General features: G+C 63.2%; 11 protein-coding genes. 10 read left to right on the top strand and 1 reads right to left on the bottom strand.

All coding sequences use genetic code 11. The features are described 5' to 3' along the window. Window positions 1-336: 336 nt before the first annotated feature. The gene (tssH, locus tag EN851_RS23660) at window positions 337-3,141 is read right to left on the bottom strand and encodes a type VI secretion system ATPase TssH (protein WP_135907067.1); all 2,805 of its coding nucleotides are present in this window, start codon (window positions 3,139-3,141) and stop codon (window positions 337-339) included. Between the two features lie 320 nt (window positions 3,142-3,461). On the opposite strand from tssH, the gene tssA reads away from it, so the two are divergent. The 10 genes from tssA to tssK are packed head-to-tail and all read left to right on the top strand — an operon-like array spanning window position 3,462 to window position 14,139. Next, window positions 3,462-4,634: a type VI secretion system protein TssA gene (tssA, locus tag EN851_RS23655; RefSeq protein ID WP_135907066.1), complete on the top strand. Its 1,173-nt coding sequence runs from the start codon at window positions 3,462-3,464 to the stop codon at window positions 4,632-4,634. 6 nt (window positions 4,635-4,640) lie between these two features. After that, window positions 4,641-5,180 carry a type VI secretion system contractile sheath small subunit gene (gene tssB / locus EN851_RS23650; protein WP_027033816.1) on the top strand — a complete coding sequence of 180 codons (540 nt, stop codon included), beginning with the start codon at window positions 4,641-4,643 and terminating at the stop codon, window positions 5,178-5,180. 3 nt (window positions 5,181-5,183) lie between these two features. Beyond that, window positions 5,184-6,689 carry a type VI secretion system contractile sheath large subunit gene (gene tssC / locus EN851_RS23645; protein WP_027033815.1) on the top strand — a complete coding sequence of 502 codons (1,506 nt, stop codon included), beginning with the start codon at window positions 5,184-5,186 and terminating at the stop codon, window positions 6,687-6,689. A gap of 46 nt (window positions 6,690-6,735) precedes the next feature. Next, the gene (locus tag EN851_RS23640) at window positions 6,736-7,197 is read left to right on the top strand and encodes an Hcp family type VI secretion system effector (protein ID WP_032926026.1); all 462 of its coding nucleotides are present in this window, start codon (window positions 6,736-6,738) and stop codon (window positions 7,195-7,197) included. After that, a complete protein-coding gene (gene tssE, locus EN851_RS23635; protein WP_135881127.1) occupies window positions 7,184-7,939 on the top strand; it encodes a type VI secretion system baseplate subunit TssE in 756 nt (251 codons plus the stop codon). Before EN851_RS23640 ends, tssE begins: the two co-directional genes overlap by 14 nt. Window position 7,940: 1 nt before the next feature. After that, the gene (gene tssF, locus EN851_RS23630; protein WP_135880682.1) at window positions 7,941-9,815 is read left to right on the top strand and encodes a type VI secretion system baseplate subunit TssF; all 1,875 of its coding nucleotides are present in this window, start codon (window positions 7,941-7,943) and stop codon (window positions 9,813-9,815) included. Then, window positions 9,779-10,846, top strand: a complete 1,068-nt coding sequence (gene tssG / locus EN851_RS23625; RefSeq protein ID WP_135880683.1) for a type VI secretion system baseplate subunit TssG — start codon at window positions 9,779-9,781, stop codon at window positions 10,844-10,846. The genes tssF and tssG overlap by 37 nt, the downstream gene beginning before the upstream one ends. Beyond that, the gene (tagH, locus tag EN851_RS23620; RefSeq protein ID WP_135907065.1) at window positions 10,843-12,309 is read left to right on the top strand and encodes a type VI secretion system-associated FHA domain protein TagH; all 1,467 of its coding nucleotides are present in this window, start codon (window positions 10,843-10,845) and stop codon (window positions 12,307-12,309) included. The genes tssG and tagH overlap by 4 nt, the downstream gene beginning before the upstream one ends. Before the next feature lie 3 nt (window positions 12,310-12,312). Continuing rightward, entirely contained in the window at window positions 12,313-12,765 is a 453-nt protein-coding gene (tssJ, locus tag EN851_RS23615; RefSeq protein WP_027059521.1) for a type VI secretion system lipoprotein TssJ, read from the top strand. Between the two features lie 39 nt (window positions 12,766-12,804). Beyond that, window positions 12,805-14,139, top strand: coding sequence for a type VI secretion system baseplate subunit TssK (gene tssK, locus EN851_RS23610; protein WP_135880685.1), 1,335 nt, complete (start codon window positions 12,805-12,807; stop codon window positions 14,137-14,139). Window positions 14,140-14,142: the final 3 nt, after the last annotated feature.

The raw sequence follows: 14,142 nt of genomic DNA, 5'->3' as shown, positions 1-14,142 counted from the left end.
TAGCTGGGTTTTTTCTTACCTGCGGCACCGAAAGCCGACGCACAGTCCGTCAAAAAGTTACGCTCTTGATTTTAAAGGGAAAATCGCGACAAAAAATATTCTGAGGTTTCACCAACTATCGGGAACAATCGCTCGATTTTTGCACACAGAAGCGTCTCGACGTGATGACATTGCCCTGCGAAAAGTACCGTCAGTAGGTCAATCACGCCACACAAACTCGCCCTTTGGCCCGAGATGGAACGGCAGGCAGGTACTTCCATGCCTTCAAAAATCGTCGAGCTGACCGGCTCAGCCTGCTTATGCGCGAGACGCCGAAGCAAATCGTCATCAACATTCCTACTCGAAGGAATAGGTGAACCCTTCCTTGGAGGCGCCGACGGTGACTTTAGTCATCTTTTCGCCCTCGAGCGAGCGGTTCAGCACGCCGCGGCTCAGTTCCGGCAGCAGCGTGTTGGTCAGGATGGCATCGATCATCCTGCCGCCGGATTCAATCTCGGTGCAGCGGGCCTTGATCAGATCCATGACACCGTCGCCGATTACCAGTTCCGCATCATTGGTTGCCCGCAGCCGGCGGGCGATTTTGGCGAACTGGTGACGGGTGATTGCTTCGATCATCGAATCCGAGAGCGGATAATAAGGAATGGTCACCACCCGGCCGAGGAAGGCCGCCGGGAAGACTTTCAGCAATGGGCTGCGCAAGGCGGTGTCCAGATCGTCGAGCCCGGCCCGCAGCGTGCCATTTTTGGTGCGGTCCATGATGACCTCCGAGCCGACATTGGAGGTGAGCAGGATCAGCGTGTTCTTGAAGTCGATCCGGCGGCCCTCGCTGTCGTCCATCATCCCCTTGTCGAAAACCTGGAAGAAGATTTCGTGCACGTCGGGATGCGCCTTCTCCACCTCGTCGAGCAGGATCACCGAATAGGGTTTTCTGCGCACCGCTTCGGTCAGGATGCCGCCCTTGCCGTAGCCGACATAGCCCGGCGGCGCGCCTTTGAGCGTCGAGACGGTGTGCGCCTCCTGGAACTCGGACATGTTGATCGAGATCAGGTTCTGCTCGCCACCATAGAGCGTTTCGGCCAGCGCCAATGCCGTTTCGGTCTTGCCGACGCCCGAAGGGCCGCAGAGCAGGAAGACGCCTACCGGCTTTTCGGGCGCGCCGAGCCCGGCGCGGCTGGTCTGCACCCGCCTGGCGATCATCTCCATGGCGTGATCCTGTCCGACCACGCGTTCGGACAGGCTGCCGGCGAGCCGCAGCGCCTTTTCGGTCTGGCTCGATAGCATCCGCCCAGTCGGGATGCCCGTCCAGTCCTGAACGACCGCCGCCACGGCATTGCGATCGACCGACGGCAGGATCAGCGGTGTCTCGCCTTGCGCCTCGGCCAGTTCGGCCATCAGTTCGCGCAGCCGGCCGAGATCGGCGGCAGGATCAGATGGAGGGGCAGCGGCCGGTCCTTCTACATCAGTCTTGGCTGTTTTGGCTTTCGTCGTTTTAGTCTTGGGCACTTCGGCCTTAGGCGCTTCGGTCTTCGGCGGCTGAGCCTCAACTGTGTCGGAGCCCGCCGTTGCGGTATTGCTTTCCGGCGTCTCCACCGGATCGAGCGGAACACCCTCGCCGCGCAGTCTGGCGCGCAGTTCGAGTATTTCGGCGACGAATGCCTTTTCCCGATCCCAGCGTTGCTGAGCCGCGGCCAACGTGATTTCGGCTTCGGCAAGTCCGGTGTCGACCCGGGCCTGCCGGTCAGTCACCTCGATGCCTATCGCAGCCTCGCGACCGATGATGCCGCTTTCGACCTCCAGCGCTTGGCGACGGCGCATGATGTCCTCGACCTCGGCGGGCGTGGCGTGCTGCGATATGGCGACGCGGGCGCAGGCGGTGTCGAGAAGGCTCACTGCCTTGTCCGGCAATTGTCGCGCCGGGATATAGCGATGTGAAAGGCCGACCGCGGCCTCGATCGCCTCGTCCAGTATCTGCACCTTGTGGTGCTGCTCCAGGACACCGGCCACACCGCGCAACATGAGGACGGCCACCGCCTCCGACGGCTCGTCGATTTTGACCACCTGGAAACGGCGGGTCAGCGCCGGGTCCTTCTCGATGTACTGCTTGTATTCGGCCCAGGTCGTCGCGGCGATGGTGCGAAGTTCGCCCCGCGCCAGCGCCGGTTTCAAGAGATTGGCCGCGTCACCGGTTCCGGCCGCGCCACCGGCGCCGATCAAGGTGTGGGCTTCATCGATGAACAGGATGACCGGCGTTTCGGATGATTGAACCTCATCGATAATGGCCTTCAGCCGTTTTTCGAATTCGCCCTTCACGCTGGCGCCCGCCTGCATCAATCCGACGTCGAGCATGCGCACGCTGACATTCTGCAAGGAGGGCGGCACGTCGCCCTCGGCGATACGCAAGGCAAAGCCTTCGACGACCGCCGTCTTGCCGACCCCGGCCTCGCCGGTCAGGATCGGGTTGTTTTGCCGGCGCCGCATCAGGATATCGACGATCTGCCGGATTTCTGGTTCGCGGCCGACGACCGGATCGATCTTGCCGTCGCGGGCGCGCTGGGTCAGGTCGGTGGCATAATTCGCCAGCGCCGAATCCCCGCCCGGAGCCCGCTTCGGCGCCTCCGCGACGGAGAGCGTGGTCGAGGTGCCGGCTTCGAGTGAACCCTCCACGACATCGGCGAACCGCGCGATGACCGCGTCGGCATCGATCTTGTTAAACTCGCCGCTGATCTTCGACAGCAGGCCTTCCAGCACCGGCGTCTTCAGGCAGGCAAGCAGAATATGGGCGCTGCGGACTTCCTCCACGCCGAACTCAAGCGTAGCCAGGTTCCAGGCTTCCTGAATGGCATGAAAGATATGGTCGGAGAACTCCTCGATCGATGTGGCGCCATAGGGGAGCTTGTCGACGGCGCGGGTCATATCGGCGGTGATCCGGCTCGCATCCACGCCCGCATCGGCGATGATCATCTGCACGTCCGAGCGGTCGGAAAGCACCAGCTGCTCGACGAAATGGACGAGTTCGACGTATGGGTTGCCGCGCAGTTTGGCGGTGTCGGCAGCCGCCTTGAAGGCGCGGACACCGACAGGATTGAGCTTGCCGACCAGTTCCTTGCGCTTGAAAGTCTGCGATGACCGGCGCTGTTCCATCGAACGTGCTCCTGCAGTCTGCCAGCCGATAAATTGCCACATAAGCCATCACTTGACAAAGCGCCTGATGTACCGCTGTCGCAATGCCCGGTTTAGCCGGCTCGTTTCCATTTGTGGAAAGTCCCGCACCACTGACTGTAAACGGCCTCCGCGATGCGGTTCGCCTGCAGCTTCGGCCACCACACCAAGGATTCCGGCACTCTGGAGGCGGTGGCGTTTAGCTTCTGTTAATTTTTGAGCCGTCGTTTAATTGTGGTAAAGTGCAACCCTGTGATAACGTTGCGTCACTTACGGTATGAGGTCGGTCGCTGGGGGTTTGAGTGATTGATGCCGCGCTCTGGCTTAGTCCGCTCGACGGTGGAAACCCGTCAGGTGAGGATTTGCGCAACGACCCGGCTTTTCATGAGCTGGAGCGCCTGACGGAGCCCGAGGTCAAGGTCGTCCACGACGGCAACAACAAGCCCACGTCGCAAAGCACCATTCCGGTCGACTGGTCCGCAGTGCTGGCAAAGGCGGTGGACTTGCGCGCGCATGGCCGCGACCTGCGCCTGCTGGTCATCGTCACGCGTGCGCTGGCCAATGAAGACGGACTGGCCGGGCTCGCGCAGGGTCTGACCCTCATCGCGCAGACCTTCGATCAGCATTGGGAAACCATGCATCCGGCCCTGCGGCCCAACGCTACGCCTCGCGATGCTGCCTTGCGCCGTATCAACGCACTGCTCGACCTCCAGAATGGTCAGGACGGGTTGCTGGCGAACCTGCGGCAAATGATTTTCTTTACGCCACGCGCGATCGGACCGATCAGCGGACGCGACCTGGAACAAAGCGCGCTCGACGACCGTATCATGCTCCAGGAAGCCGCCTCGGGATTGAACACGGCGGAAAAGGCCGCACTGGTCAGCGCCCACGGACAATTGTTGAACCGGGTGCGTGCCGGATGTGCGGCACAGATCGATCAGGCCGGCGCAGAGATGGTCGCGCTCGTCGCCGACACCAGGGCAGCGATCGCAGCTCTTGACGCGGTCGAAACCGCCCTAAACGCCCGCCTCGAAGGCGGCGGCGCTCCCGTTCCGGAATTAAAGCGGTTTCTCCAGCGTTTGCTGACGACCCTCGAACGGAACTCGGCAGCCGGCGCCGTGGCGAATGGCTCGGCCAAGACGCCCAACCCGGGAGAACTGGCAACGCCTGCTCGAAACGGTCGTGGAGCCGATACTATGACAAGTGCGGCAAGCTACTCGGACTCGAGCACGGGGCTTCCCGACCGGATCTCCTCGCGCGACGACGTGGTGAAGTGCCTCGACCTGGTCGTCGCCTTCTACGACCGCACCGAACCGTCGAGCCCTATACCGCACCTGGCACGGCGCGTGCGCCGCATGGTGCACATGGATTTCGTTGAACTGATGGAAGATCTCGCCCCGTCTGGGCTGAAGGAATTCCGGCTCCTTGCCGGCGTTCCCGATGTCAAGAAGACGGCCCAGAAGGATGAAAGGTAACAGCACATGCCAGCCGAAAGCAAAGCGAAGGTCATCGAACGAAATCGCGCGCCGCGGGTGCAGATCGCCTACGACGTGGAAACCTACGGTAGCCCGACCACGATCGAATTGCCGTTTGTGATGGCGGTGATGGCCGACCTTTCCGGCGCTTCGCAGACCAAGGAAGCGTCAAAATCGGTGCTGGACCGATCCTTCGTCGAGACCGACGCCAACCGCTTCCCCAAATTCATGGAGGCGCTCGGGCCGCGCGTCAAAGCCCGAGTGAAGAACACGCTGCCACAGGCCGAAGGCCAGGAGCGCGACGAGGAACTGGCGCTCGATCTCACCTTCACCAAGATGGGTGATTTCGCTCCCGACAAAATTGCCGCGCAGGTGCCGCAATTGGCCGAGATCCTCAAGATGCGCCGCCAGCTCGAGGAACTGCTCGGCTTCATGGACGGCCGTGTCGACGCCGAAAAACGCATCGCGCAGTTGCTGAACAACGAGCCGCTGCTTGGCAAGATCGCCGGCCAGGCGCTCGCCGACGACGACAAGGCAGGGGAGTAAACCATGGCCGAACAGCAAAAGACCGCCGCCGTCGCCGCCGAGGCCGAAGCCATAAACCTCGACGAATTCAGCGGCCTCCTCGAGAAGGACTTCAAGGTCAAGAAGGACGACAGCGAGAAGCTGCAGCAACTCGTGCGCAATCTGGCACTCGCGGCGCAGTCGCGTTCCGACACCACGACCATTTCGTCCAATGCGATCAAGTCGATCAAGTCGCTGATCGCGGGCATCGACAAGATGCTGACGGCACAGGTCAACGAGATCCTGCACGCACCGGAAGTGCGCGAGATGGAAGGCACTTGGCGCGGCCTCTGGTATCTCGTCAACAACACCGAGACGGACCAGAAGCTGAAGATCCGGGTGATGAACATCTCCAAGGAACAGCTGGGCGACACGCTCGAAGACTATGAAGGCCAGATGTGGGACCAGAGCCCGATCTTCAAGAAGGTCTATACGGACGAGTATTCGATGCTGGGTGGCGAGCCGATCGGCTGTGTGATCGGTGCCTACGAATTCTCCAACCACCCGCGCGACGTCGGCCTGCTGCGCAATATCTCCGGCATCTGCGCCTCGGCGCACACGCCGTTTATCGCAGCCGCCTCGCCGCGCCTGTTCCGCATGGACAGCTGGCAGGAACTGCCGAACCCGCAAGACCTGCAGCAGATCGTCTCCAACCCGGCCTATGCCTCTTGGCAGTCGCTGCGCGAGAGCGAGGACGCCCGCTACATCGGCCTGACCATGCCCCGCGTTCTGGCCAGGCTGCCCTATGGCACCGATACCGTTCCGGTGAAGGGCTTCACCTTCGAGGAGGAGGTGCAGGGCGACCACAACAAATACGTCTGGATGAACGCCGCCTTCCCGATGGGCGTCAACATCAACCGCAGCCACAAGCTTTTCGGCTGGGGCACGCAAATCCGCGGCGTCGAGAATGGCGGCACCGTGCTCAATCTGCCGGTGCACAGCTTCCCGACCGATGATGGCTCGATCGCGATGAAATGCCCGACCGAAGTCGCCATCGACGACCGGCGCGAGGCCGAGCTGGCCAAGCTCGGCCTGATGCCGATCCTGCACCGTAAGAACACGGATCTGGCGGCCTTCATCGGCGCCCATTCGCTGCAGGACGACGAAACGCGTGCCGGCCGGCTGGTCGATCCCGATGCACAGTCGAACGAGCGGCTGAGCGCCAACCTGCCCTATCTTTTCCCCGTCTCGCGCTTCGCGCACTACCTCAAGGCCATTGCGCGCGACAAGGTCGGCTCGTTCAAGGAGCGCTCCGACATGCAGATCTGGTTGACCGAGTGGATCAACCGCTACGTGCTGGCCAACCCGGCCTTTGCCGACGACAAGGCGCGCGCCAAGCGTCCGCTTGCCGCTGCCGAGGTCCAGGTGGACAGCGTGGAGGGGCGGCCAGGCTACTACAATGCCCGCTTCTATCTGCGCCCGCACTACCAGCTGGAGGGCATCAATGCCTCGCTCCGACTGGTGTCGGAACTGCCGTCCGTGAAGACTTGATTTGCAGCAACAACATCTTGGTTTTTAAAAGCGGTGGAGAGAGAAAATGCCCACGACCATGAAGATTGATGGCTTTCTGAAGGTCCCCGATATCAAGGGCCCCAGCACCCGCGACGGCCACTCGGACGAGATCGAAGTCCATGGCGTCGACTACAAGATGGTCGCACCCTATGATCCGAATTCGCTCTCACGCCGTGGCCGCGTGTCCATGGGCATGATCAAGTTCACCAAACACTATGACAAATCCTCGCCCTACCTGGCAAAGGCGTTGTTCGAGAACAAGGCCCTCAATGAGGTGGTGTTTTCGGCACGTCGGACCATCGATGGCGAAAGCAAGGATTACCTGGTCGTTACGCTGACCGACGCCTCGATCATGGAATACGACATGTCGCAAGCTGACGATGAGGCAGACCTGATCGAGGAAGCGGTCAGCTTCGCCTACAAGAAGATCAAGTTCGTCTATGACGGCAATGATGAAGCCGAAATGGATGTCTATGTCGGCAAGTGAGGTTCGGCGGCCCGGCGCGGGCAAGCAGCAGATCGCGGGCAGCCTGCGGGCGAAAAGCGAGGCCGTCCAGCCGTCGCTGTGGGATCGCCTCGTCAACGACCTGCCGGGCCTGACCTCGGAGATAGACGGGCTGCGCCATGTCCTACTGAACGAGCTTGGCGCGGACCGTCTCGACACCCTGGTTGCCGGCAGTGCGCGGAGCATCGACGCGGATGCGGAGTTGACGCCCGATCAGAAACGGCGTCTGCATCGCCTGGCCTTTCAGACCCAGCACCGCGTCGAGATCGAGAGCCGTGGTGTGGTGGTATCGGCCCGCGTGCTCAGGGAAGCGGTGCGGCGCGACATCGAGGCTCTGTTCAACACCGAGCGCTTCGAGGCCACACCGCTGCTTTCCGACCTGGAGAACGAGCAGATGGCGGACAACCCACCGTCGCTCGCCGATTTTCCGGAGGTCCGCCGAAGCGTGGTCAATTACGGCGTGCCTTCCTTCTCGGGACGTTCGTCCCGCGACTTTGACCGCGACGTGCTGGCGCGCGAAATCCGCTCGGTGCTCGCCACCTTCGAGCCCCGCCTCAAGGAAAGTGCGACGAAGGTTACCGTCACCCTTGGTGATAAGACCGTAGGGCTAAAGATCGAGATCGATGCCGTGCTGATCATGACGCCGACACCGGAACGCATGCGCCTGCGCACCACGATCAATCTCGACAACGGCTTGGCGCGGACCGAAATTAGGGACGCCTGAGATGGATCGGGTTTTCGTCGAATATTACGAGGAGGAACTGACCCATATCCGCGGCCTTGCGGCGGAATTTGCCGACATGCATCCGGCAGTGGCGCGCAACCTGTCCCTCGATACTGTGCCCTGCCCGGATCCCTATGTCGAACGGCTGCTGGACGGCGTCGCCTTCCTCGCCGCACGCACCCGGCTGAAAGTCGACGCCGAGCGCTCGCGATTTTCGCGCAGCGTGCTCGATGTTCTCTATCCCGATCTGGTCACGCCGGCGCCGGCGACAGCGATGGCCGTGCTGAAACCCGGCCAGCAGGTGCAGACCATGCCCGCCGGCCACGTCGTCAAGCGCAACACGCGGCTGGTCTCCAGCCTGCAGCCCGGCCTGTCGACGCGCTGCACCTTCTCCACAGCGCAAGACATGACGCTGTGGCCGATAGCAATCACTTCGGTCAGCTATTTTCAGGATCGCAGTGCGCTGGCGGCGGCCGGCATAGGGCCGATCGGCGACACCGGCGGCGAGGCGGCGCTGCGTCTGGCTCTGACGCGGACCGGAAAAGGCAAACTCGACGAATTGGCGCTCGACCAGCTTGACCTCTACTTTGCCGGACGCACCAAGGCGCCGCTTTTGTTCGATGCGATCTTCGGCGCCTGCGTGGCCATAGGCGCAAGGCCGGAAGGCAAGACCAACCGGCTGTCGCCCTTGCCGGCACCCGAAATGGTCGGCATCAGCGACGACGAGGCCCTGATGCCGCGCACCCGCCCGACATTCGAAGGGTACCGCCTGCTGCGCGAATACTTTGTCATGCCGGAACGCTTTCACTATGTGAGGGTCTCGGCGCTGCAGCCGGTGGTGCGCAAATGCGAGGGCGGACTCGAGATCATCTTCCTGTTCCGCCGCCCGGCGCCCGAACTCGCCGATCTGACGCCGGCGGATTTCGAACTTTTTGCGACGCCGATCATCAATCTGTTCGAGCGCGAGTGCAACGTCGTCGAACTCGACGCGCGCAAGACGCGGCAGGTGCTGCACGCCGACCGCACGCGGGCGCGCGACTTCGAGATCTATCGTGTCCTCCGCGTCGAAGATGCCGACAGTGAAGGCAGCGACGCCGAGATACCTGAGTTGTTCAGCCTCGGGCAGAACCGCGGCAGTGGCTGGGTCTATTCCACGGAACGGCGCCCACGCCGGGCGACTGAGGATGAACGGCGCGATGGGCTGACCCGCACGTCATACACCGGGGACGATGTCTTCCTGGCCGTATCCCGGCCACTTGGAACCGCCGCGAACCGGCCGTTGAAGCGTCTCGACATCATGGCGCTTTGCACCAACCGTGACCTGCCGATCCTCGACGACAATCCGACCTTGACGCTGGAGGCCGGTGATCCGGTCGAATCTGTTCGCCTGCTCGGTGCGTTGCGTCCGCCGCAGCCGGCCATCCCCGCGGCACTGCCCACCGGGGCCGAAGGCGAGTCCCGGGCCGACGATCTCGCCTGGCGACTGGTGGCGCAGCTGGCGCTCAACTTTCTCAGCCTCGCCAAGGAAGGCCGCGGCGTCGACCCGCTGCATGCGCTGCTTGATCTTTATGCCGACCGGGGCGATCCGAGCCTTGCCCGCAACGTCCACTCGATCGTGCGCATCGACTCGCGGTCGGTGATCGAACGGCTGCAGATCGACGGGCCGATGTGCTTCGGGCGTGGCACTGAAGTGACGCTGCATGTCGATCAGTCGGTGCTGGCCGGGCAAAGCACCTTGCTGCTTTCGGCCTTGCTGGCGCGGCTGTTTGCCCGTCATGCCGGAATAAACGGCTTCGTGCGAACCCGCACGCGGCTGCTGCAGAAGCAGGAGGATGTGCCATGGCCGATGACGCCCGGCAATCGCTACCTGATCTAGACAGTAGCGGCCCGGACCGGGCCGAAGGTCTGTCTGAAGCGTTCGACTTTTTCGAACTGTTGCGCCGTCTCGAACAGCGGAGCGGTCTGTTCGGCCATTCAGGGCGCCCCGACCGCGAGCCGGCAAGGCTCGGCCAGCATGTGCGCCTCGCCTTTTCCGCGCGGGACCTGGCGCAATTCCGCGAGGCCACCGACAAGGCACCGGCCCGAGTCACCGTTTCAAATCTCGGTCTGTTGGGGCCCGAAGGGCCGATGCCGCTGCATCTGACGCGTTGGGTGCTTGACCGCCTGTCGCAGCGCTGGTTCGCCGGTGCCGACGCACAGCAGACCAGCGACACGACCTTCGTAGACTTCGTCAACATCCTCCAGCACCGTATGATTGCCCTTTATTACCGGGCCTGGGCGGATGCGCATCCGGCGGTCCAGGTCGAGCGCGCGGTCGGCGGCCGCGTTCGCGCCATGCTTGAAGCGATGGCGGGGATCGGACTTCCCGGCGCCAAAAATCCTGATCTCGACATTGTTAAGCTTCGTCAAGCCGCAGCGCTCGCCAGCCAGGTCGACGGTCCGGAACGGCTGACGTTGTTTCTGGCGGAAGCGTTCAGGGTGCCGGTTCAGATCAAGGAGTTCATCGCCGCCTGGATAACCATACCAACCGGGCTGCAGACCCGCCTCGCAAAAGCCTATGCGGGGCTCGGCCGGGGGGCGACGATCGGCCCGCGCGTTTTCAACCGCCAAAGCAGGATCGAGCTGCGCGTCGGCCCTCTCTCCTTTGAGGAGTTCAAGGCCTTCCTACCGGGAGGCGCGCGTCTCAAACTGTTCAAGCACGCCGTTCGCGACATGGTCGGGGAATCACTCGACGTCGACCTGCGCATCGTGCTGGCGCTTGAAGCGGTGCCTCCACCCCGTCTCGGAGCGGTCCAGCTTGGCCGGACCGCCTGGCTTGCGCGGCCCGCCGAAAGGGGCGATGCTGACGATCTGCGGCTGCGGACAATTGTCGGATGGCGGCCGGAAATGGCGGGGGTCGCGGCATGAGCTTGCTGCTGACGCTGGAGCAAGGGCCACGCACCCAGGCGGTACGGCAGACCCGGCTTGACGAAGGTGAGCTGGTGATCGGCCGCAGTGCGGACGCGGGCTGGCAGATCAACGATCCCGACATGTTCGTTTCCCGCGCCCATTGCAAGATCACTGGCGGGCGAGACGGCTATTTCGTCACAGACATGTCGAGCAGTGGACTTTTCATAAACGACTCCGACAGCCCGCTTGGTGCCGGCCAGTCGACGCGCCTTCAAAGCGGCATGCGGCTGAGACTTGGCGACTACGTCGTCCATGTCGACCTACAGACGCCAACTGCCCAGGCACCTGCCGCCAGCCAGCCGGTTGCGGAACGCTTGCCGCCGGCATCGCGGGCGCCGGTGAGCATCGGCCGTGACGACTTCTTTTCCGCCAAGGTCGAGGAGGAGCCGCGACGGCCACGTCCGGCTGATCTGCCGAATCCGTTCGAGCAGCCGGTTGCGGGCGCGTTCGAGCGTGCCGCCTCCAGCCGGCGCAGTTCGCCTGCTTTCGATGACCCGTTCAGCCTCGATCCGGTTTCGACGCCTGTGGCGAAAGACGCCACCCCTTACCTCGAACCGGGCGGCGCGGCGAGCCAAACGGATCCATTCAGCCTCGACCCCGTGCCGTCCCTCGGCCGTGAAGCCCAACTCGCTCATGGAAAACCGTCCGATTTCAGCGATGATTTTGGTTTCGGACCCGCCGCCGCGACCGGTTCGGCAAACGGCGTCGGTTCGACTGGCCAGCGCGAGCGCGTCGCCCAGCGACCCGCCAATCCCTGGGATTTGCCCGGGCAGGCGGCTGATAGCCCCGTCCCGGCGCGGACAGGTGCTGCCGCTACGCCCGCCCGCCAGCCGGCAGTGGCCCAGCCGGGCGACAAGGCGCTTCGCTCCGCATTCCTGCACGGCATGGGCGTCGAGGAAGCCGATTTCCCTGGCCGCGACAGCATCGCGGAAATGGAGAAGTTCGGCCGCGAATACCGGCTGATGATGGAAGGCCTGATGCAGCTTCTGCGCAAGCGGGCCGAGGAAAAGGGCAATGCCCGTGTCGCCCAGACCATGGTAGGGGCTTCCGAAGTCAATCCACTGAAGTTCCTGCCGACGGTCGACGACGCCATCGTCACTCTTATTGCCGAACGCAGCCCCGGCTTTCTCGCCGGCGAAGCGGCAATCGCCGACGCGGTTCGCGATCTCGCGCAACATCACGTGCGCGCCTGGCGCGGCGTGCAGGCCGCCTTGCGGCGGATGGTCGACCGTTTTGAGCCGGCAGCGATCGAGCAGGAGCTCAAATCGAATTCCGCGATCGGCACCCTGCTTTCGGGCGGGCGCGGCGCCAAGCTGTGGGAGCTCTACCAGAAACGCCATCGTGAAATCGCCGAGAGTGCGGAAAAAAGCTTTCTTGGCGAAATCGGCGCCGATTTTCGGGATGCATATGAGGAGGAGTGAGACATGATCGACCGACGCGAATTCATCGTTGCCCTGGGCGCAACCGGACTGCTTGCGGCTTGCCAGAGCGGTCCGCCGAAACCTTCGGTAATCACCATCAATGTGACAGGTGGGGCAGGCATGAACCCTGGACCAGGCGGCGGCGACCGGCCGGTGACGGTTCTCGTCATGCGGCTGCGCAGCACCGGCAAATTCAATTCCGCCGACTACTTTGCCCTGCAGGGCGATGCCGGATCGGCGCTGGCAGGCGATCTCATCGGATCCGACCAGATCGCCGTCGGGCCGGGAAAATCCGCGTCCAAGACCATCACCGTCGAGCCGGATGCGACAGCGCTGGGCTTCGTCGCATTGATCCGCGAGCCCACCGGCAGGAACTGGCGCACAACCAAGTCGGTGTCGTCGGGATCAAAATTCACGATCAATGTCACGATTGGGAAGGGCGGTATCTCCGCCTAGCGGCCAGGGCAAGGGAAGCTCAATGCAGAGAGTAACGGCATGAGCGATGCAAACAGGGTGCTGTGGTCCGAGGGTCTTTTCCTGCGGACCCAGCATTTTCAGCAGCAGGATCGTTTCTTCGAGGCGACCGTGCGCGGCGCGTTGCAGGCCGGGCAGTTGCATACGTTCGGCTTTCAGCAGCTGACGTTGGACCAGGCGTTACTCGATGCAGGCCAGATCGCCATCCTGTCCGCTCGCGGCATCTTCCCGGACGGAACACCTTTCGCCATTCCGGAGATGATGGACGCGCCGCGGCCGTTGCCGGTGACGCCAGACACGGCTGCCGGACCGGTGCTGGTGGCCTTGCCGCTCGAACCGCCCGGCGGTGTCGGCTTCGATCCAGCACACGCCGCCACTTCGGGGGCACGCTATCATGGGCGGATCGTCTCGGTACGTGACGCCGTCCAAGGCGGTTCGGACCCTGAAGAAATCGAAATCGCCGTTCCGCAGGCGCTGCTGCTCGCACCAGGCAAGTCCGTCGGTGGCTACACCGCCTTGCCGATCGCCGACCTCAAGGGGGTTCGAGCCGATGGCGGCGTCGCGCTGGACGAGACCTTCCTGCCGCCGACACTGGTAACCGGCGCCGTGGCCTGGTACCGGCAATTGCTGCTGGAAGTCGTCACGGGGCTTGACCAGATCGCCGAGGCGCACGGCAAGATGGTGATGGGCGGGCCGGGGCGCAGCGTCGAAGACCTGCTGATGCTCAACCTCGCCAATGCGGCGCGCCCGCGGCTGGCCCACATGCTGGCGCAGGATGTCTTCCATCCTGCCGAGCTTTACCTGGAACTTGCCGGACTCGCCGGTTCGATGGCGACCTATGGATCGAGCGCGCGGCGGCTGGGCGAGTTGCCCGCCTACGACCACATGGCACCGGGGCCCGCGTACATGGCGCTGGCCGACGCGCTGCGCTCGCTTATCCTCAGCCTGCGCTACATCGAACCGAAATCGCGTGCGCTGCCGGTCATGCGGCATTCGACCAATGTCTGGAAAATCCGCATCGACAACCCGAAGCTGCTGGTGGCCAGCCGCATCGTCATCCGGGTCGGTTCGGAGCTGTCGGAGGACGCGCTACGCAAGATCTTCGTCAATCAGGCGACAGTCGGTTCGGCCGACCAGTTCGAAGGCCTGTGGAAATCGCGTTTGCCCGGCATTCCGCTGAAACCGCTTCATTCCCAGCCGCGCGAGATTCCCTACGATGGCGATCGGCTATGCCTTGAGCTGGACCAGAAAAGCGAGCACTGGGCGTCGCTGCTCGATGCTCCCGGCTTCGTCATCGGCGTTTCGGGCGTGTTGCCAAGCGAGCCGCAGGTGGACTGCTACTCGGTGAACAGGTGAGAT

This window comes from Mesorhizobium sp. M8A.F.Ca.ET.208.01.1.1 (assembly GCF_004791315.1).
GTDB lineage: Bacteria > Pseudomonadota > Alphaproteobacteria > Rhizobiales > Rhizobiaceae > Mesorhizobium.
The sequence above is the reverse complement of the archived record's forward strand: the minus strand, read 5'-3'. Positions and strand labels throughout refer to the sequence as shown.